Source organism: Streptomyces sp. CB02366 (assembly GCF_001905905.1).
Classification (GTDB): Bacteria; Actinomycetota; Actinomycetes; order Streptomycetales; family Streptomycetaceae; genus Streptomyces.
Window position 1 is genome coordinate 34,588 of record NZ_LIVT01000010.1, and the last position, 18,516, is coordinate 53,103.

At 71.3% G+C, this 18,516-nt stretch carries 18 protein-coding genes; 6 read left to right on the forward strand and 12 right to left on the reverse strand.

Going from position 1 to position 18,516, the window contains the following annotated elements:
• Window positions 1-109: 109 nt before the first annotated feature.
• From AMK24_RS24505 to mshD, 5 genes are all read right to left on the reverse strand, one after another.
• Window positions 110-1,129, reverse strand: coding sequence for an ABC transporter permease subunit (locus AMK24_RS24505; protein ID WP_073771033.1), 1,020 nt, complete (start codon window positions 1,127-1,129; stop codon window positions 110-112).
• Window positions 1,126-2,043, reverse strand: coding sequence for an ABC transporter ATP-binding protein (locus AMK24_RS24510; RefSeq protein WP_073771034.1), 918 nt, complete (start codon window positions 2,041-2,043; stop codon window positions 1,126-1,128). The genes AMK24_RS24505 and AMK24_RS24510 overlap by 4 nt, the downstream gene beginning before the upstream one ends.
• Window positions 2,040-2,459 (reverse strand): GntR family transcriptional regulator, encoded by a 420-nt coding sequence (locus AMK24_RS24515; protein ID WP_073771035.1) that lies wholly within the window; start codon window positions 2,457-2,459, stop codon window positions 2,040-2,042. Before AMK24_RS24515 ends, AMK24_RS24510 begins: the two co-directional genes overlap by 4 nt.
• Window positions 2,460-2,592: 133 nt before the next feature.
• Entirely contained in the window at window positions 2,593-2,931 is a 339-nt protein-coding gene (locus tag AMK24_RS24520) for a MerR family transcriptional regulator (protein WP_073771036.1), read from the reverse strand.
• 568 nt (window positions 2,932-3,499) lie between these two features.
• On the reverse strand, window positions 3,500-4,423 hold the full coding sequence (gene mshD / locus AMK24_RS24525; protein WP_073771037.1) for a mycothiol synthase: 924 nt from the start codon (window positions 4,421-4,423) through the stop codon (window positions 3,500-3,502).
• Between the two features lie 330 nt (window positions 4,424-4,753).
• On the opposite strand from mshD, the gene AMK24_RS24530 reads away from it, so the two are divergent.
• Window positions 4,754-6,553 carry a bifunctional metallophosphatase/5'-nucleotidase gene (locus AMK24_RS24530; protein ID WP_073771038.1) on the forward strand — a complete coding sequence of 600 codons (1,800 nt, stop codon included), beginning with the start codon at window positions 4,754-4,756 and terminating at the stop codon, window positions 6,551-6,553.
• Window positions 6,554-6,607: 54 nt separating this feature from the next.
• Here AMK24_RS24530 and AMK24_RS24535 read toward each other — a convergent pair whose 3' ends face one another.
• Together AMK24_RS24535 and AMK24_RS24540 are read right to left on the reverse strand one after the other, a co-directional pair.
• Window positions 6,608-7,309, reverse strand: coding sequence for a class I SAM-dependent methyltransferase (locus AMK24_RS24535; RefSeq protein ID WP_073771039.1), 702 nt, complete (start codon window positions 7,307-7,309; stop codon window positions 6,608-6,610).
• An 89-nt stretch (window positions 7,310-7,398) separates the two neighbouring features.
• Window positions 7,399-7,854 (reverse strand): glycine-rich domain-containing protein, encoded by a 456-nt coding sequence (locus AMK24_RS24540; RefSeq protein WP_073771040.1) that lies wholly within the window; start codon window positions 7,852-7,854, stop codon window positions 7,399-7,401.
• 279 nt (window positions 7,855-8,133) lie between these two features.
• Between AMK24_RS24540 and AMK24_RS24545 the strand changes: the two genes are divergently transcribed.
• Window positions 8,134-8,805 carry an XRE family transcriptional regulator gene (locus AMK24_RS24545; protein WP_242435244.1) on the forward strand — a complete coding sequence of 224 codons (672 nt, stop codon included), beginning with the start codon at window positions 8,134-8,136 and terminating at the stop codon, window positions 8,803-8,805.
• Between the two features lie 257 nt (window positions 8,806-9,062).
• Here the strand turns inward: AMK24_RS24545 and AMK24_RS24550 are convergent, their stop codons facing one another.
• Both AMK24_RS24550 and AMK24_RS24555 read right to left on the reverse strand, forming a co-directional pair.
• Window positions 9,063-10,271, reverse strand: coding sequence for a hypothetical protein (locus AMK24_RS24550; RefSeq protein ID WP_073771041.1), 1,209 nt, complete (start codon window positions 10,269-10,271; stop codon window positions 9,063-9,065).
• A 499-nt stretch (window positions 10,272-10,770) separates the two neighbouring features.
• A complete protein-coding gene (locus AMK24_RS24555; protein ID WP_073771042.1) occupies window positions 10,771-11,352 on the reverse strand; it encodes a cysteine hydrolase family protein in 582 nt (193 codons plus the stop codon).
• A gap of 200 nt (window positions 11,353-11,552) precedes the next feature.
• On the opposite strand from AMK24_RS24555, the gene AMK24_RS24560 reads away from it, so the two are divergent.
• On the forward strand, window positions 11,553-12,560 hold the full coding sequence (locus tag AMK24_RS24560; RefSeq protein WP_073771043.1) for a GlxA family transcriptional regulator: 1,008 nt from the start codon (window positions 11,553-11,555) through the stop codon (window positions 12,558-12,560).
• Between the two features lie 89 nt (window positions 12,561-12,649).
• On the opposite strand, the gene AMK24_RS24565 is transcribed toward AMK24_RS24560, so the two are convergent.
• Entirely contained in the window at window positions 12,650-13,963 is a 1,314-nt protein-coding gene (locus AMK24_RS24565; protein WP_073771044.1) for an LPXTG cell wall anchor domain-containing protein, read from the reverse strand.
• A 495-nt stretch (window positions 13,964-14,458) separates the two neighbouring features.
• Window positions 14,459-14,932 (reverse strand): spore-associated protein A, encoded by a 474-nt coding sequence (locus tag AMK24_RS24570; protein ID WP_073771045.1) that lies wholly within the window; start codon window positions 14,930-14,932, stop codon window positions 14,459-14,461.
• A 289-nt stretch (window positions 14,933-15,221) separates the two neighbouring features.
• Between AMK24_RS24570 and AMK24_RS24575 the strand changes: the two genes are divergently transcribed.
• Complete coding sequence (locus AMK24_RS24575) at window positions 15,222-15,863, forward strand: maleylpyruvate isomerase family mycothiol-dependent enzyme (RefSeq protein ID WP_199876493.1); 642 nt, start codon at window positions 15,222-15,224, stop codon at window positions 15,861-15,863.
• Window positions 15,864-15,918: 55 nt separating this feature from the next.
• Here the strand turns inward: AMK24_RS24575 and AMK24_RS24580 are convergent, their stop codons facing one another.
• Window positions 15,919-16,593: a fascin domain-containing protein gene (locus tag AMK24_RS24580; RefSeq protein WP_073771046.1), complete on the reverse strand. Its 675-nt coding sequence runs from the start codon at window positions 16,591-16,593 to the stop codon at window positions 15,919-15,921.
• 392 nt (window positions 16,594-16,985) lie between these two features.
• Here AMK24_RS24580 and AMK24_RS24585 point away from each other — a divergent pair, with 392 nt between their 5' ends.
• Window positions 16,986-17,915, forward strand: coding sequence for a phosphatidylinositol-specific phospholipase C (locus AMK24_RS24585; RefSeq protein WP_073771047.1), 930 nt, complete (start codon window positions 16,986-16,988; stop codon window positions 17,913-17,915).
• Between the two features lie 132 nt (window positions 17,916-18,047).
• Window positions 18,048-18,494 carry a helix-turn-helix domain-containing protein gene (locus AMK24_RS24590; RefSeq protein ID WP_073771048.1) on the forward strand — a complete coding sequence of 149 codons (447 nt, stop codon included), beginning with the start codon at window positions 18,048-18,050 and terminating at the stop codon, window positions 18,492-18,494.
• Window positions 18,495-18,516: the final 22 nt, after the last annotated feature.

Sequence of the window (18,516 nt, forward strand, 5' to 3'; positions counted from 1 at the left end):
CGGGTCGGTCGTGCGGTGACTGTACGTGACGGTCGCGGGTACGGGGCCGCCGTCCGGGCCCACCCCTCGTGGGGCCCGGACGGCGGGACGGGGGCCGGATCGGCCGGGGTCAGCCGTGCAGGCGGCGCAGGACCCGGAAGGCGGCGAACACGGCGAGGGCGGCGAGAGCGAGCAGGATGCCGGTCTCGACGAGCTGGAGGGGCCAGAAGTGGGAGGCGGGGTGGTAGTCGTGGTACCGCTCGGAGGCGCCGAGGGAGGCCAGGCAGTCCCCGAGGTCGTCCTGCGACAGGAGGCAGGCATCGACCGGAATCCGCTCGCCCGCGCTCGTCGCATAGCCCTCCGCGACCGACCACGCCCGCGGCGGGAACGCGTGGTCGCCGCGTACGGGGAAGACGTCGGTCCTCGTCGGCCACAGGCCGGCGCGCACGGTGTCGACGGCCAGCAGCACCAGGCCGTACCCGATGGCGGTCGCGGCCATCGCCGCCACCGTGCGCCGCACCAGGAGCCCCGTCAAGGCGCCGAGGGCGAGGCCGAAGAGCGCGTGGGCGACGGGGACCGTCCCGACAGCCCCGTACACGGACCGCTCGAACCACGCGCTGGGGTACGGAGAGTCGCCGTGGCGGGACCAGAACCACCAGGAGGCGGTCGCCAGCGCGGAAGTGGTGGCCACGGCGAGCACCGCGGGGACGAGGAGCTTCGCGGCCAGCCAGCGGGAGGGCGGGACCGACTGCGACCAGGCGAGCCGGAAGGTGCCGCTCTCCAGCTCGCGGGCGAGGGCCGGGCCCGCGATGAAGGCGCCGAAAGCGGCGGGCAGGGCCATCGTCAACAGCCACGTCCCGCTCTGGACGCCCTTCAGCCGCAGTCGGCTGTCGAGGTAATCACGCACGGTGTCGCCGCAGCCCGTCACCGTGTGCTCGACGGAGCAGCCGGAGGCGGCGTACTCCTCGGCGATGCGGTGGGACCACCACTCGATGCCGGCCATGCCGAGGATCCACAGCAGTACGGCGGCCACCACGGCCCGTAGCGGTCTGCGGTGGACGCGCAGCAGCACGCGGACGGACCCGCGCAGGGAGGCCCCGGGCCCCTTGGCGGTGTCGGGCTTCGGGGGCGTCAGGGTGTTCGTGCTCATGCGGACGCCACCGCCTCACGGACCCCGCCGGACAGGGCACCGGCGCTCGGGGTGAGCAGCGGCGGGGCGTCCGGGGAGCGGAGGTGGGCGAGCAGCAGTTCCTCCAGGGACGGCTGGGTGACGGTCCACGCGGCGGTGTCCACCGGGCCCTCCCTCCGTACGAGCGCGGTGAGCTGACGGCCCGTCGTACGGGACTCGACGACGGTGTGCGGGGAGAGGTCCTGGGCCCGGCCGGTGAGCAGGGCGTGGGCGGCGACGATGTCCTCGGCCTCGCCGCCGAGCCGGACGCGCCCGCCGTCCACGAACAGCAGGTAGTCGCAGGCGCCCTCCAGCTCGGTGAGGATGTGCGAGGACATGACGATCGTGGTGCCGTGCTCGGCGGTCTCCGCCATCAGGACGCCCATCAGCTCATGCCGGGCGAGCGGGTCGAGGTCGGCCATCGGCTCGTCCAGCAGCATCAGTTCGGGCCGCTTGCCGAGGGCGAGGGCCAGGGCCAGGCGGGTGCGCTGCCCGCCGGAGAGGGAGCGCACGCGGGCCTTCGGGGGCAGGGGGGCGGCGATCCGGTCGGCGGTGGCCCGGTCCCAGCGCCCGGGGTTCAGATCGCCTCCGGCCCACAGGGTGTCGGCGACGGTGAGCTGCGGGTAGAGGGGTTTGTCCTGGGGGACGAAGGCGACGCGGTCGCGTACGTCGCCGGGGTGCGTGGAGCCGAGGACGGCGAGCGACCCGGCGGTGGGGCGGTCCAGCCCGGCGGCCAGGTTCAACAGGGTGGACTTGCCCGCGCCGTTGGGTCCGACGAGGGCGCAGACACGGCCCGTGGGCAGCCGGAACGAGCAGTCGTGCAGGGCGCGGTGGCCGCCGCCCCCGCGCCCGTAGGTCCTTCCGAGGCCGTGTGCCTCGATCGCGATGCCGGTCATCGTTCCTGGTCCCCCTTGTACGTGCTGTCCAGTACGGCGGTGAAGAGCGCGCTGACGTCGTCCTTCTCCAGGCCGGCCGCCCGGGCCCGGCGGGCCCAGTCGGCGAGTTCGGTGCGCAGCGGCGCGTCGGCGGCGGACGCCTCGGCCGCACCGCCCAGCGTCCGGCGGACGAAGGTGCCGAGCCCGCGCCGCGCCTCGACCAGTCCTTCGCGCTCCAGTTCCCGGTAGGCCTTGAGGACCGTGTTCGGGTTGATCGCGGTGGCTTCCACGACCTCGCGGGCGGTCGGCAGCCGGTCGCCCGGTTCGAGTACGCCCAGGCGCAGGGCCTGCTTCGTCTGCTGGACGATCTGGAGATAGGTGGCGACGCCGCTGCGCCGGTCGATGCGGAACTCGACCGCTGCGGACTCGGCTGCCATGTGCTCCACCACCCTTTCACTAATTGAGTAGTGAAAGGGTGGTGTAAAAAGGGGGCGGCGTCAAGTGACGCCGCCCCGCGGGGGGTCCGGAGAGGGGTGGTCGTGCCGGCCGAGCGGCCGACCGGGCAGGCGGTTACGTGGCCGGCGAAGCCGACGCGCGGGACGCGCGCAGCTCCTCGTTGATGCGCTGTGCCTCTTCCAGCTGGTCCTCGAGGATGACGATGCGGCAGGCGTCCTCGATCTTCGTGCCCCCGTCGACCAGTTCCCGGGCGCGGGCGGCGATGCGCAGCTGGTAGCGGGAGTAACGGCGGTGGCCTCCCTCGGAGCGCAGCGGGGTGATCAGCCGGTTCTCACCCAGCGAGCGGAGGAAGGCGGGGGAGGCGCCGAGCATCTCGGCGGCCCGGCCCATGGTGTAGGCGGGATAGTCGTCGTCGTCGAACTTGTCGGCGGGGCGGGTACTGCGAGGGGGCATAGCACCTCTTCTTCCGGGAACACGTCGGGGGGCCCGAGCGCCGTGCGGCGCTCGGGCCCCGAGCTTTCAACACCATCTGCCGGCCGACCTGGCCGGCCTTCTTGTTCCGCCCGGCCGCCCGAAGGGGCGGGGGAGCGGGGATCGCGGATGCGTGACCGGGGACCACCTTCCGTTCCGGGGTCTGCGGTACCCGAGCGGACGACTTCCTCGCTCAGGCGATCCTGATGGCGTCTGCTCCTTATCTCTTCTCGTTGCTGCGCTTTCTTACTGCTACTGCGGTACTGCTGGTACTGCGGTACTGCGTGCGACCCCTGGGGCCGCTGGCCCGGCAGTCAGGGGGAGAACCCATCGGTTCCGGCTCTCCCGCTCCACTGCCGTTCCGCTACTGCTCTGACCTGCGTGCGCGGCAGTTCGTGTCTGCCGCGCTGTGCTTCCTTTGGCTACGAGGAAAATGTTAGACCCGTCGGACGGGGAATGTCTACTCCCGCCACGACAGTTTTTCTTCGACGCCAGGTGGCCGTCTTCTGCGCCGCCCAAACGATGGAAGGTGTCGCCCCGGGCGACGGCCTCAGGACTCCGTGCGGTACATCAGATCCACCTCGTGCGTGGTGAAGCCCATCCGCTCGTACACCGCCACGGCCACCGTGTTGTCCGCGTCGACGTAGAGCATCGCGGTGGGCAGCCCCTCGGACGCCAGGTGGTGCAGCCCGATCGAGGTCAGCGCCTTGCCGAGGCCGCCGCCCTGGGCGTCGGGCGCCACCCCGACCACGTACACCTCGCCGAGCCGCTCCCGGGCGTGCACCTTCGTCCAGTGGAAGCCGACGATCTCCCCGTCCCGCTCGGCCAGGAAGAAGCCCTTCGGGTCGAACCAGGGCTCCGCCTTCCGGTCGTCCAGGTCCTGCTGGGTCAGGGAGCCCTGCTCGGGGTGGTGGGCGAAGGCGGCGCGGTTCACCGCGAGCCAGGCGGCATCGTCCCGGCCCGGCTCGAAGGTCCGGACGCCGACGCCCTCGGGCAGCACCGGTTCGGCCAGGTCGAGCGGGACCAGGCCACGGCGGAGCTGGCGCAGCTCGCGGAAGAGGGAGAGGCCGAGGACCTGGGCCAGATGGCGGGCGGCTGCGCTGCCGCCGTGCGCCCAGACCCGCAGCCGCTTGCCGGTCGCGGCGAGGAGCGCCGCGCCGAGCGCCCGGCCGTGCCCGTTGCCGCGCCGGTCGGGGTGGACGACCAGCTCGGCCGCCGGGGCCTCGACGGGGTCGACGTCCTCCAGTTGGGCGTACCCGGCGAGCGTCCCGTCGACGGTGAGCAGGAAGTGCCGTACGCCCTCGCGGTGGCCGCCCCGGATGCGGAGTCTGCCCTGCTCGGACACCGCCTGCCGGCCGTCGGAGCGGGCGGCCTCGGCGAGCAGGGCGAGGACGGCGTCCGCCTGCGCGGAGTCGAGCGCGTCGAAGGTCAGGATCTCGCGTCCGGGGGCGGGAAGGGGTGCGTCAGTCGTCATGCGTCCGAGCGTAAGGGGAGGGGGGCCGGGTGCGGCGAGTGCGCCGGAGCGTCCGGGGGGCCATCGGTACGGCCGCCGCGCCGCCGGGCCGCACGTCCCGCCCGAGCGGGTCCGCCGGGCGGGACGCGCCGCGAAGATGGCCGGTTCGCTGCCTCCGTTTGGCCGGATGGCAACCAGGTCGTAACCCCGAACACCTGTTGCGCTACGCGCGTTGACTCTAGGCTGCGGCACGCAGGCTTCCCGAAGTGCGCCGTCATACGCGCCAAACGGTGACATACACGGCATCGACGGCGCCTGTGACACCTCCACCACGGACACACAAGGGGACCGATGTCAGCGACTCCGCAGAAGAACCGCACGACACGGCGGGTACTCGCCGTCGCGGCCGGGCTGGCCACCACGGGCGCGCTCGTCGCCGCGATGCCGGCCGACGCCCATGACCGCGGGCACGGCCACAAGCCCCGTACCGTCGATGTGCAGTTGCTGTCCTTCAACGACCTGCACGGCAACCTGGAGCCGCCGGCCGGTTCGGCGGGCAACGTCTCCGAGAAGCAGCCCGACGGCACGGTGAAGGCGATCCCGGCCGGCGGCGTCGAGTACCTGGCCACCTCGCTGCGCACCGCGCGCAAGGGCAACCCGTACTCCGTCACGGCGGCCGGCGGCGACATGGTCGGCGCGAGCCCCCTCCTGTCGGGCCTCTTCCACGACGAGCCGACGATCGAGGCGCTGAACAAGCTCGACCTCGACGTCTCGGCGGTCGGCAACCACGAGTTCGACGAGGGCGCGACCGAGCTGGCCCGCCTCCAGAACGGCGGCTGCCACCCGGTCGAGGGCTGCTACGAGAAGGGCGAGGAGTTCGAGGGCGCGGACTTCCCCTACCTCGCGGCCAACGTGACCAAGGAGAAGACCGGCAAGCCGCTGCTGAAGCCGTACACGGTCTGGAAGAAGAACGGCGTCAAGATCGGCTTCATCGGCGTGACCCTGGAGGGCACCCCGGACATCGTCACCGCCAACGGCGTCAAGGGCCTGAAGTTCCACGACGAGGTCGAGACGATCAACAAGTACGCCCGCGAGTTGGACCGCCAGGGCGTCAAGTCCATCGTCGCGCTGATCCACGAGGGCGGGGCCCCGGCCTCCACCTCGTACAACTACGACTGCGACAGCCCCGGCGCGGGCGACGGCATCTCCGGCCCGATCGTCGACATCGCCAAGGGCATCACGCCGAAGGTGGACGCCCTGGTCACGGGCCACACCCACCAGGCGTACGTCTGCACCGTCCCGGACCCGTCCGGCCGGCCGCGCATGGTCACCTCGGCCTCGTCGTTCGGCAAGCTGTACACGGACACCACGCTCACCTACGACCGCCGCACCAAGGACATCGTCCGTACGTCGGTGAAGTCCGCGAACCACGTCGTGACCCGGGACCAGCCCAAGGCCGCCGACATGACGCGCCTGATCGACCGCTGGAACAAGCTCGCCGCCCCGATCGCGAACCGGCCGCAGGGGTGGATCAGCGCCGACATCAACGGCCGCGGCTCCACCGCCCTGGAGAAGCCGCTCGGCAACGTCATCGCGGACGCCCAGCTCGAAGGGCTCGCACCGGCCGACAAGGGCGGCGCGGAAGTCGCGTTCATGAACCCGGGCGGTATCCGCGCGGACCTGGTGCACAAGGCATCGGGCAGTGAGGGCGACGGGGTCGTCACGTACGGCGAGGCGTTCACCGTGCAGCCGTTCACCAACATGATGAACGTCGTGGACCTGACCGGCGCCCGGCTGGTCGCCGCGCTCCAGCAGCAGGTCAGCGGCTCCAACGAGGCCAGCCCGAAGATCCTCCAGGTCTCCAGGGGCCTCACCTACACCCTCGACCTGACGAAGTCGGGCGCGGCCCGCGTCGTCACCGACTCCATCAAGCTGAACGGTGAGGCGATCGACCCGGCGCGCACCTACCGCGTCGCGATGAACGAGTTCCTCGCGGGCGGCGGAGACGGCTTCCCGGCGCTCGGCCAGGGCACGAACAAGCTGGTCGGTGCGTCCGACCTGGACCTGTTCAACGCCTACCTGGCGGCCCACTCCACGGCCGCCTCTCCGCTGGCCCCGCCGGCGACGGACCGCATCACGATCGTCAAGTAACTCCTGGGCGGTACAGGGGCGGTGGGCCTGGGCGGTTTCCAGAGCCCCCGCCCCTCACCGCTGTCCGGAGCGGGCCGCCCGGCTGCCGCGAACGGCGCGCACGAGCAGCGTGCCCGTGCGCCGGCTTTCTGAGGGCGGCGGGATCACGGATGCTGACACGTCCACGTAGCCGTGCTCCTTGAGGATCAGCTCCCATGCACCGGGCTCGTAGTCCCACCGCTTGACGACTGCGGGGTCTTCGTCGGGCCCGCGCGGGATGTATGACGCTTGGCAGCCGTAGCACCCTTCGACCGGGGGCCTCTGGGAGAAGGCGAACACACCGCTCGGCTTGAGATGCGCGTGAACGGTCGGCAACAGGAGCGCAGGGTCGGTGAACCAGGCCGCGCCGAACACGCTGTACATCGCGTCGAAGACCCTGGAAGAGCTCCCGAGGTAGGTGAGGGCGTCGGACTGACGTAGCTCCATCCCACCCACTCCGGACCACCGCTCCCGTGCCTTGTCGAGTTGCTTGGCGGAGAGGTCGACTCCTACGGACGTCATGCCGAGCGTTGCCAAGTGGGCGGTGTTACCACCGGAACCGCACCCGAGATCAAGCACGCTGTCTCCGGGCCGCAGAGCGAGCACCTCGGCCCCGGGGCCGTGGTCCGGGTACTGGCTCCAGTTGAACCAAGTGGTCTCCCCCTTGGCGTTGGTCCTCCGCCGTTGAGGCTTGTCCCGGGAGTACGTGTCCCAGGCAGTGCTACGCGCGTCAGTCACGACCTGTCCGTTCTTCTCAGGGCGACAGCCGCCCGGAACGATACCGGGCGGCTGAGGCGTGCGGTGGGAGAACGCCGTTCGGGGCGCGGCTACTTGGCGACGGGGCTGTCGGAGCAGCCCGCGTAGCTCTGGGTGCAGTCGGCCGCGCCGTTGACCGGCCAGAATTCCGGGTCCACGTCGAACCCGGCCGACCGGATCATCTCGGCTGTCCGGAGCATCGCCACCCGCCCGTCGGCGGGGCTGTGGCCGCTGCCCCGGTCGGGGGTGTGGTGGATGAAACCGCCGAGCGTGTCGCAGAGTTCGGCGTAGTGCCTGGTGTGCAGTACGAGAGCGTGCCAGAAGAGGTCGACGCGCAGGCTGGGCGTCATCCGCTCGGTGGTGCTCGCGGCGACGGCGAGGAACGCCGTGACCTGGCGAATACCGCGCTCGCCCTGATCGTCGGTCAGCTCCGGCCAGAAGTCCTCGCGGATCATGGAGATGAGCTGAGCCTTCAACTCCGGGGAGATGCGGTCGTACACGGTCTGCGTGGTGTCGGTGATCGTCATGTCTATGTCCTCCACTTCCCGGTGTGGTCGATGGACTGATGTTCCTGCTCTCGGTCGGACCGAACGACGGCGTTTCGGGCGTCGTGCAGGCGTCACTTGAGGGACGTTGATGGCTCGTCCGGGACGTCAAACCGGTGTCATTGGCTGCCTCTTGGCTCTAGCGTTGAGGTCATGACGACGACTGCCGCTGTGCCGAACGATCTGCTGCGGGCCGTACGCATCGGCCTGCGGATGAGTTAGGACGACTTCGCCAAAGCACTCCGCCGGGCAGGCGAGGAGCTGGGCGAGCCCAACGATGCTTCCAAGCGCCTGGTGCAGCGCTGGGAGTCCGGGACGAGCAGGACACCTCGGGGTGTGTACGCCAGAGCCTTAGAAAGGGTCACCGGCCACCCGGTCGAGGCTTTGGGGTTCAGCCTGCCTGTGCCAACGGCTCGGGTGCGAACAGACGGGAAGGGAGGGCACGACATGGAGCCGAGTGGGAGCGGTGTCGGTTCTGCCGCAGGACGGGGGCGGCTGGAAGCGCAGGCGGCTGAGGCGACATTCTCGGGTGTATGGCTCAGCAGCTACGAATTCTTCTCCTCGGGTCGGGACGATTCGTTCGAGGGCAAGCACTACGTGGTGGTCGTTCAGCACGGAAATCGGCTGACCGCGCAGAGCCTTCCCGGCACCAGTAGCAATCCCGACAGTCCACTCGCACTGGACCTGACCGTGGACCGTAACGTCGTCACGGGTACATGGGTCGAGCAGACGGCTGCGGACGGCTACTACAACGGGGCCCGGTACCACGGTGCTGTTCAGCTTCTGGTCGACCCCACCGGACGACGCATGACCGGCAAGTGGGTGGGCTTCGGGAAGGACTTCGACGTGAACACCGGCCCGTGGGAGCTGAGGCTGGTGGACGGCTCCACCAGCAAGGCGACGCTCGCGCGATACAGCGCGCCGCCGGAGTAGCGCGCCGTCGCTCGGAGTGCGGGTACGTGGACGCGACGCACGGCCGGAGTGTCGGTCTCCTTGCACCGCGCGGTTTCTTTATGGCTTCAACACGTCGTCCATACCGTCGCGTTCATGGACAGGACTTTCGATTCGGCAGAGAAGCTCATGGGTGCCCTGCGGGCCGGTGAGGTGACCTCGGTGGCGCTGACCGACGCGGCGATCGACCGTATCGAGCGGCATGACCGGGACATCAACGCGATATGTGTGCCGGCCGGTCAGGCGGCGGCCGGGGCGTCGGCGGCTCGGGCCTCGCGGCAGTCGCGGCAGTGGCCGGGGGCGAGGGAGCGGAAGGCGCGGTCGCAGCCGTCACAGGTCTGGAACGGCGTGACGGCGGTGCGGGGCCGGGTCGGGGAGGTGAGGTCGTGGGCGTGGGGGAGTGGCGGGGGGAGGAGGTGGGTGAGGCGGTGTTTCAGGAGTCTGGCGGGGTGGCGGAGTGGGTGGGGGAGGTCGGTGGTGAGGGTGTGGCGGATGGTGTCGGGGTGGGTGTCGCGTTCGAGCCAGGCGGCGACGCCGGGGGTGAGTTGGCGGATGGTGTCCTCGGAGAGCGTCAGGGCCGGTGTGTTACGGCGTAGGTCGCTGAGGAGTGCGGTGGCGGCGCGGTCGAGTTCCGGGGTGTGGTCGCGGGGGCGGGGGAGCGGAGGGGGCGGGGGCTTGCGCGCGGTGGGGTGGGGGACCGGTACGGAGGGAGCCGGTGCGGGGACGGCCGGGCCGAGCGGCGGGGGCGCGGTGGGTACCGAAGGGGGCGGTACGGCAAGGGCTGGGCTTAAGGCCGGTGCGGGCATGCCGGGTTCGGGTGAGGGGGCGCGGGTGGTTGTGGGTGCGGGCGGCGGGGTCGGGGACCGTACCTGTGCCTGCGCCGGAATGGAGGCCGGGGGCAGGGTCTGAGTCTGCGCGGGGATCGGGCCCGGGGCCTGTGCCTGTGCCGGGATGAGGGTGGGGGTGGGGGTGGGGGTGGGGGCCTGAGTCTGTGTCCGGGGCGGGCCGGGTGCCGGTACCGGGGCAGGGTCTGGGGCGACGGGTTGCCGGTGGGCGGCTGCGCGGTGGGGGTGGCGTGTCAGCGCTGTCGGCTGGTTGCAGAAGACGGTGCGGGTGATGATCCGGCCGTTGGGCAGCCGGTCGCGGACGCGGTGGAGGTAGCCGACGGCTTCCAGTTCGCGCAGGGCGGCGGCGATGCGTTTCTCGCCCTCGGGGCAGTGGGCGGCGAGGGCCTTGACGCCGACTTTCGCTCCCTGGGGCAGGGACTGGATGCGGACGGCGATCCCGATGGCGGTGCAGCTGAGGCCGGGGTGCTGGGCGAGGTGGTTGCCGACGACGGTGAAGCGGTCGGTGTGCGGGATGACGATGTGGACGACGCCACGGGCGGGGAGAGGTCCGGGAAGCTCTGCGAGGGCGCGGGTGAGGGCAGTATTCTGCTGGGTATCCATCGGGAAGCTCCTGACTTCCTTGGTGGCCAGGCCCTCGGTTGGGATTGCACTCCCGGTCGGGGGCCGACGTATGTGCGGTTGTCGTCTGGCGCGAGCATATGCCGGACAACCGGCCCCAAAGCGAGCCGAGTCAGGAAAACTCACCCATGTGGGTGACCGGGCCCGTAGATGCTCCCGAGCGCCCCGGGGATGCCTCAGGAGATCGCCGGGAGGGTGGGGTCGGGTGGGGTTTTTTCTCTTGTTTCTTTAGGTAGTTGGTGTCCCGGAACACCGGGTCGCGGTGGGGAACGACCCGGTGGCGGCATGTCGGCGCGTAGCGGAGCCGTACCGGGTCCTCCCCTCGCGCGACCCGGTGGGACCTGCGCGGTTCCCGGCAGGGAGCTTCCTGACCGCTGAAAGCCGTCCCACCGGCACGAGGCGGCAGGAGGCCGGGGGCCGGCCCACCGGCAGGAGCCGGAACGCCGGCGGAAACCGGAAACCCCGGCGGCCGGGAAAGCCCCTAGCCCAGGGACTTCTGGGTCGGGACGACCACCCCGTACAGGTCCTGGATCGTGGCGAGGGCCGACTCGTGGAGCTGCCGGGCCGAAACGCCGTCCGGGCGGCCGTTCAGCGGGAGCGGGCGGGTGGCCGAGGCGTCGGCGACGACGGTCGCGTGGTTGCCGTTGACGAACGCGCCCTGCGTGGTGGCCAGGGTGCACATGTGGGTCATGAACCCGGCGACGATGACGTTCTTCCGGCCGGCCTTCTCCACCTCCTCGGCGAGAGCCGTGTCCTGGAAGCCGTTCGGGAAGCTCTTCTCGATGACCTTCTCGCCCGGAGCGGGCTTCAGGGCGGGGATGATCTGGCCCGCCTCCGACGTGAGGTCGTAGCCCCGGTCGACGATGTGGAGGACCGGCGTCCCGGCCGCGCGGGCGCGCTCCAGCAGGGTCGCGGCGTTGTCCACGGCGGGCCGCCAGCCCTCCAGCTCCATCACGCCCTCGGTGTAGGTGTTCTGGTAGTCGACGAGGATCAGGGTCGCGTCGGCGAGCGTGCCGGGGGTCTGGTCGAGACCGACGACGTCGCGCAGCGTGGTGCTGGACATGGGTGTACCGCCTGGGGTGTCGGGGTGGGGCCCGCTCTGTGCGGGCAACGTGCCGAGATCCACGCTAGAAGGCAGCGCACATGTCGGCAATGACGTCTAACATGCAGATACCGACATGCCGTGCCGCCGCCCCGACGAACCACGTCGCCCGCACGGCGGACCCGCGCATCGCGCTCTCGTCGGGGTCAGGAGGCCGGATCGTGCCCGACACCGGGCGACTCGTCGTCATCGTGCTCTTCGAGGGCGTCGACCTGCTCGACGTCACCGGCCCGCCGGAAGTGTTCTCGCTCGCCCGGCGCGAGGCCGGTGACGCCGCCGCGTACGAGGTCCTGCTGGCGGCAGCCTCGTCGGAGCCGGTCAGAACGGCCGCCGGGGTCCGCATCCTTCCGGACGTCACCTTCGACCAGGCCGCCGGGCGGAGCATCGACACGCTCGTCGTCCCCGGGTCGGTGGAGCTGGACGGCGAGCGCAGGGTCCACGCCCTGGTCGATCCCGAGCTGGTGGAGCGGGTGAAGACGCTCGCCGCACGGACCCGGCGGGTCACCTCCGTGTGCGTGGGCGCGCACCTGCTGGCCGCCGCCGGACTCCTCGACGGCAAGCGCGCCACCACCCACTGGTCGACCGCGCACCAGCTCGCCGCCGAGCACCCGGAGATCGAGGTGGACGCCGACCCGATCTTCATCCGCGAGGGAGACGTCTGGACCGGGGCGGGGATCAGCGCCTGCCTCGACCTGTCGCTCGCCCTGGTCGCCGACGACCTCGGGGAGGAGATCGCGCTCCGCGTCGCCCGTCAGCTCGTGATGTACGTGAAGCGGCAGAGCGGCCAGAGCCAGTTCAGCGTCCCCCTGGAGCAGATCTCGACGACGCGGCGCATCGAGGACCTGCGCCACCACATCCTGCGCACCATCGGCAGCCGGCTCACGGTCGCCGATCTCGCCGCGTACGCGCACGTCAGCGACCGCCACCTGACCCGTCTCTTCAAGACCGAGCTGGGCATGACCCCGTACGCCTACATCGAGTCCGTACGGGTGGAGAAGGCGCGCCACGAGCTGGAGTCCTCCGACGCCACTCTCGAACGCGTCGCGACGGCCTGCGGGTTCGGCACGGTGGACACGCTGGTACGGGCGTTCCGGCGGCGGTTGAACGCGACGCCGACGGAGTACCGCAGCCGGTTCCGCACCCCTCGGGCCGACGCCCGGACCGGGTGAAGTCCCCCGGATCGGCTTGAGGTCCCCGAATCGGCAGGAGGGGCGGAGGCCGTAACCGGCCTCCGCCCCTCCCGTTCACCGCGTCACCGTCAGGCGTCCGAACCGGCCTTCCGGCGGCGGACGACGAACACCGCCGCCGCGCCGAGCAGCACGGCAGCGCCGCCCGCGAGGGCGATCGAGGTGGTGGCGGAGGACGAGCCCGTGGCGGCGAGGGCGCCGTTCGTGCCGGTCTTCGCCGGGGTGCCCGACGCCGAACCCTGCGGCTCGGTACCGGTGTTGCCCGTGCCGGGCTTCGTGGTCTTCGACGGCTTGGCGTCCTCCGTCTTGCCGGGCTTGCTGCCGGCGGCCTTGACGTCGAACTCGTACATGTCCACGGCGGGCGTCCCGCCGCAGGAGCCGTCCTCGTTGTAGAAGTCGGCGGCGATGAACGCGACGCCGTTCCCCGCCGGGGTGGCCTTGTCGAGGGTGAGGCGCAGCTTCACATCAGCGTGCGTGCCCGGCTTCAACGCGCCGACGCCGTCGATGTAGTTGTCCTCGTCCACGTTCTTCCACTTGGGGGAGGACTTCGTGGACCACTGGAGGCGGAAGAACTCGCCGGTCTCCTTGACGCCGCTCTTGTCGGTCGCGTGGACCCCGGCGTACCCGATGACCTCGTCCATGTGCCGGTCGGAGCCGTTGGTCACGCGGACGGAGAAGTTCGTGGTCGTCCCGGCGACGAGCTTGTTCGGCAGGCCGGTCACCTCGGCGGTGAGGTCGTCCACGAGCTCGCACGCCTCGCCGTCCTCCTCCGCCTCCTTGATGGCCGCGGCCAGCGCGGCATCGGCCGCGATCTTCGCGGCGAGGGCGTCGTCCGCCGCCTTGTCGACCACGCTGTAGGCGCGGACCGCCGCGACCCGTGCGTCGTCGAGCGCCGTCCCGGCCTCGACCGCCTTGGCGTCGGCGGCGGTCTTGGCGGTGGCGGCCGTGGCCGCGGTCGCCTCGGCCTCGGTGACGGCGGTCTCGGCGGCGGTCTTCTGCTCCTCCGTGGCGTCCTCGGGCAGGGCTTCGAGGACGGCCTTCGCCTCGGTCACGGCCTGGTCGGCGGTGGTCTTCGCGGCGGCGGCGTCCTTGGCGGCCTGCCGGGCGGCAGCGGCGGCCACGGCGAGGGGGTGCGTGCTTTCGAGCTCTTCGAGCGTCTTCCTCAGCTCGATGACGGCGTCGGCCTTCGCCTGGGCGGCCTTCTCGTACGCCTTCTTCGCCTCGGCGGCTGCCGCCTCCAGCTCCTTGATCGTCGGCTTGCTCTTCTTCTCCTGCGTCTGCGCCGCCGGCTTGGCGTCGGCGTACGCGGGGGAGACGGAGAGCAGCGCGGCGGGGGCGGTCACGGCGAGTGCGACGGCGGTGGCGAGTGCGCGGCGAATCTTCACATGGTTCCTTGCGTCGGCTCCGAGGGAGGCGGAGCGGCGGTGCGTCGTCCCGGCGGTGCGTCGTCCGGGTGGTACCTCGTCCCGGCGGTGCGGCTTCCGGGCGGTGCGTCGTGGTCGGCGGTGTGTCGGTCCTTACGGTGCGGTCGCCGGTTTCGGGACGCGCGTACGGAGGGGCGGCTGCCACGGCGGAACGGATCACGCGGGCTGCCTGTGCCGATGCTATGGGGAACCCGTGGCGGTGCCGGGTGAATATTCCGGGCCCCGGGGTGCGACGGCGTCGGGTGGAGCGGACAGACGTCGCCAAAGCGCGCAGTTGCCCTCGATTTCCATGTTTTCGCTGTGACGAAGACCATGCGGAACGCTTCCCGCCCCGGCCCGTCCAGCGTGCGGGCCAGCGGGGTGGGGGCGGGCGTGGAGGGGCCGGCGTACGCGGGGGGCCGGACGCGTGGTGTGCGCACACCACGCGTCCGGCCCCGGTGGGTCCGTGCCGCTACGTCACCGCTTCGCGGCCAGGGAGCCGCAGTTGGTGCCGTTCTTGCCGGCCACCTCGCCGGAGATCTCGCCGCGCCACGTCACGCACAGGCCGCGCGCGTCGAGGTAGACCGGTCCCGCGTACGTGGTGTAGTACCCCGCGTCCGTGACGGTCGTGGTGGGCGAGGCGAAGCCGAGCGAGGCCGTCATGTGCACGGCCTTGCCGGGGGCGTTGCGGACGGTCACCACACAGTTCTTTCCGGTGGCGGAGCTGTAGGTCAGGAACACCGTGCCCTTGGTGCCGATCTGGGCGGAGTTCACCACGGAGTAGCCACTGCCGCAGGCCCCGTTGTACTGCGCGGCGGCGGCCCTGCTCGCCGTGCCGGAGCGATGGGCGGTCGGCTCCGCCGCGACGGCGGCCGGTGCGAGGGCCGCCGCCGCGCAGGCGGCGGCGGTGGCGGCGGCTCCGATGGCGGAAGCACGTCGGATGTTGATCATGTCGTTCCCCGGTTTCTCGTTTCGGTCACGGCGCGACGCCTGGTCGGGCGCGCGGCTCCCCACCCACCGCAGTGGTGTAGGTCACACCTTGTCGGACAGGTCGTGACGCGGAGGAGTTGTACCGTCTGCGCGCTGTTACCGATTTATGACACGGAGGGACAAGATCACCTTTTATGACCCGTCCTCGTGAGCTGGAACGGAGTGCTCCGGGGGCGGCCGTGCGATGAGTTCCGGCGGGGCCCGGAGTCTCGTGCGGCGGACGTGGTCACCGGTGCGAGTGGAGGCAGCCGTGAAGAGGGGCGCGAAGCGCGGGACCTGGCGGATGGTGCACGCCGAGCGTGCGGCGCTGGTCGCCGACCTCGCGCGGCTGGAGGCGGGGCGGTGGGACACGCCCTCGCTCTGCACGGGGTGGACGGTGCACGAGGTGGCCGCCCATCTGGTGGACACCGCCCTGACGACCCGCCTCGGGTTCCTGGCCGGACTCGTCCGCGCGCGGTTCGACTTCGACCTGCAGAACGCGCGGGGGGTGGAGCGATGGCGCGGGGCCTCGCCCGAGGAGACGCTGGAGCGGCTGCGCCGGGTGGTGTCGCGGACGTCGACCCCGCCGGCCCCGCTCGACACCCGGCTGGTCGAGGAGGTCGTCCACGGCGAGGACATCCGGCGGGTCGTGGGCCTGGACCGGGTCTACCCGCAGGAGGCGGTGGGCCGGGCGTTGCGCCTCCAGGTGTGTACTCCGGCGGCGTTCGGCGGGGCGAAGGAGCAGATGGCGTCCGTCCGGTTGACGGCGACGGACGCCGACCTGTCGCTCGGGGAGGGCCCGGAGGCGGCGGGCCCCGCCCTGTCCCTGCTCCTGGCCGTGTCGGGCCGCCGGGTGGCGCTCGACGACCTCGACGGGCCGGGGGCCGCGGTGTTGGCGGGGGCCACCGCCTGAGGAGGCGGGGGCCCGGGGGCGGGGCGTACGGTCGGGCCCGTTCGCCCCGGTGGGGTCAGCCGACGATCTGGTGAAGCTCGAACTGCTCCCAGGAGCCGGTGACTTCGAGGGAGCGGGCGCGCAGCGCGTACTGGAGCGACCCCGTGTAGCCGTTCTCCATGGCGACGAAGCGGCCGTTCAGGGCGGACTGGAGTGCCCAGCGGTCCACGTCCTCGTTGTGGTAGAGGGTGAACCGTTCCCAGGTGCCCACGCCGGCCGAGCGGGCGCGAAGGATGTTCTGGGTGTTGCCGGGGTAGGCCCCCTCGACCGCGACATAGCGGTTGTTCGCGAGGGCCTTCAGCGCATAGGTCTGGGTGGCCTCGTGCCATTCGAGGGCGTAACCCTCCCAGCCGCCGGTCACGGACGCGGAACGGGCCCGCAGAATTCCGGTGTCGGGTGCGGCGTAGTTCTTCTCGGTGGCCGTGAACTTTCCGTTGCGGACCGACTTGAGGGCGAAGGCGCCGGGCTCGTCCGCCTGGGCGGAAACGCCGCGGTCCAGGGCGGCCGGGGCCGGGATCTTCGGGCCGCCGCCGGCGATTCTCGCCAGGTCGGCCCCGTCCACCTTCTCCCATCCGGCGGGCGCGGCGGCGGGCCGGTCGTCCTGCGAGGTGGCGCCGGCTGCCGGGGCGGCCAGCACGGAGGCGGTCAGCAGGGCGCTCAGGGCCAGGAGGGCGGATGTCGTGCGTCGCACAGGATTTCCTCACATGGGTGTGCCGTATCCCGCGCGGAGGAGAGGAGGCGGAGGAAGGCAGTGGGGGGTGCGAACGGCTCGATCGCATACCGAATTCCGCCCTTCCGGCCGGGCGGGGGCCGGTCGAATCGAGCGGTCGAGTCGGCTCAGGTTAAAGGGGTTTCGCGCGCTCTGGCAATTCTTTTGTGCGGTTTCGGTAATTCCGGAGAATGGCACGGTGAATATATTGTTCCGTCGCATTCCGTTAACCCGGGCGCCCCTCCCGGGTGGGGCGGGCGGGGGGCGGGGGGCGGGGGAGGGGCGCACCCTTTCCTGTGTGACGTGCACGCGACAGAATCGAGGCGCCCGACCCGGCTGAGCCGGGCTCCCCCGCCGCCCTTGGAGGCACCCGTATGTCCAGCCCCACGCGCACGCCCGAGCCCTTGTCCCGGCCCTCCCGCAGAGGCTTCCTGGCCGGCGCCCTCGCCGTGTCCGCCACCGCGGTCATCGGTGCGGCACCCGCCGTCGCCGCCACGCGGGAAGGGCGGCGGGCGGCCCGGGGGACGTGGGACTGGATGGCCGCCCTGCCCGATGGGACCGCGCTCCAGCGGCTGACGATCCCGGGTACGCACGACTCGGGGGCCCGGTTCGGCGGACCCTGGTCGGAGTGTCAGAACACCACGATCGCCCAGCAGCTGGAGAGCGGTATCCGCTTCCTCGACATACGGTGCCGGCTCATCGACGGCTCGTTCGCGATCCACCACGGGGCCGCGTTCCAGAACCTGATGTTCGGCGATGTCCTCGTCGCCTGCCGGGACTTCCTCGCCACGCGCCCGACCGAGACCGTGCTGATGCGGGTCAAGCAGGAGTACTCCTCCGAGAGCGACGCCGCGTTCCGGGCGGTCTTCGACGACTACCTGGACCGGCGGGGGTGGCGGTCGCTGTTCCGCCTCGATTCCACGCTCCCCGAACTCGGCGGCGCCCGGGGCAAGGTGGTGCTGCTGGCCGACAACGGCGGCCTGCCCGGCGTGCGTTACGGGGACTCGGCCCTCTTCGACATCCAGGACGACTACATGGCGGAGCCGTTCGCCAAGTACCCCAAGATCGAGGCCCAGTTCCGCAAGGCGGCCGCCCAGCCGGGGAAGTTCTACATGAACTACGTCTCCACCGCCGCCCTGATGCCGCCGCGCTGGAACGCCGACCGGCTCAACCCGCAGGTGCACTCCTTCCTGGAGCGCGCCGAGACCACCGGATGGACGGGGCTGGGCATCGTCCCGCTGGACTACCCGAACCAGCGGGGCGGGCTGGTGGAGTCGCTGATCCGGCACAACCCGGCGGGGTGAGCGGGGGCGGGCTGCCCGTGGTCCTGTGCAACCCGGTGGGGGTGGGTGGCTCGGGCAACCGGCTGCGCACCTGTGCTTGCGTTTCTTTCGAATTGTGCGATGCTTGGTCCACTCTCATAAGGAGACCGAGCTATGCACAGCACTGCGGAAGACCGCACCCTCCTACCCGAGCACCGTGAGGAGATCGCCGAGCTCAGGTCCTTTCTCGACCGAACCCCGGCGGCTGTCGAGCCTGCTCTGCTCCGAGGTCCCGATGGGTCCACCCACAGCTTGCCTTCAGAGGTCTATGAGGCCCTCATGGTGGTGGTGGGTGCCCTGTCGGAGGGGAAGGCGGTGACCGTCGCACCGGTGAACACCACGCTGACCACGCAAGAGGCGGCCGACCTCCTCGGAGTGAGCAGACCGACCTTCGTCAAGATCCTCGACGAGGGGGGCCTGCCGTACAACAGGCCGGGGAGGCACCGGAGGGTCCTTCTCGCGGATGTCCTCGACTACAAGGAGAAGCGGCGCACGCAGCGCCGCCGAGGACTGGACGACCTGGTCAGACTGACCGAGGAGTCCGGCCTCTACGGTGACTGATCCGCCCGTCCCGTTCCCCCCC

What these genes read in the sequence shown, in the direction of transcription:
- AMK24_RS24505 (WP_073771033.1), bottom strand. Translation starts at nt 1,129, where the DNA reads ATGAGCACGAACACCCTGACGCCCCCGAAGCCCGACACCGCCAAGGGG.
- AMK24_RS24510 (WP_073771034.1), bottom strand. Translation starts at nt 2,043, where the DNA reads ATGACCGGCATCGCGATCGAGGCACACGGCCTCGGAAGGACCTACGGG.
- AMK24_RS24515 (WP_073771035.1), bottom strand. Translation starts at nt 2,459, where the DNA reads ATGGCAGCCGAGTCCGCAGCGGTCGAGTTCCGCATCGACCGGCGCAGC.
- AMK24_RS24520 (WP_073771036.1), bottom strand. Translation starts at nt 2,931, where the DNA reads ATGCCCCCTCGCAGTACCCGCCCCGCCGACAAGTTCGACGACGACGAC.
- mshD (WP_073771037.1), bottom strand. Translation starts at nt 4,423, where the DNA reads ATGACGACTGACGCACCCCTTCCCGCCCCCGGACGCGAGATCCTGACC.
- AMK24_RS24530 (WP_073771038.1), top strand. Translation starts at nt 4,754, where the DNA reads ATGTCAGCGACTCCGCAGAAGAACCGCACGACACGGCGGGTACTCGCC.
- AMK24_RS24540 (WP_073771040.1), bottom strand. Translation starts at nt 7,854, where the DNA reads ATGACGATCACCGACACCACGCAGACCGTGTACGACCGCATCTCCCCG.
- AMK24_RS24550 (WP_073771041.1), bottom strand. Translation starts at nt 10,271, where the DNA reads ATGGATACCCAGCAGAATACTGCCCTCACCCGCGCCCTCGCAGAGCTT.
- AMK24_RS24555 (WP_073771042.1), bottom strand. Translation starts at nt 11,352, where the DNA reads ATGTCCAGCACCACGCTGCGCGACGTCGTCGGTCTCGACCAGACCCCC.
- AMK24_RS24570 (WP_073771045.1), bottom strand. Translation starts at nt 14,932, where the DNA reads ATGATCAACATCCGACGTGCTTCCGCCATCGGAGCCGCCGCCACCGCC.
- AMK24_RS24585 (WP_073771047.1), top strand. Translation starts at nt 16,986, where the DNA reads ATGTCCAGCCCCACGCGCACGCCCGAGCCCTTGTCCCGGCCCTCCCGC.
- AMK24_RS24590 (WP_073771048.1), top strand. Translation starts at nt 18,048, where the DNA reads ATGCACAGCACTGCGGAAGACCGCACCCTCCTACCCGAGCACCGTGAG.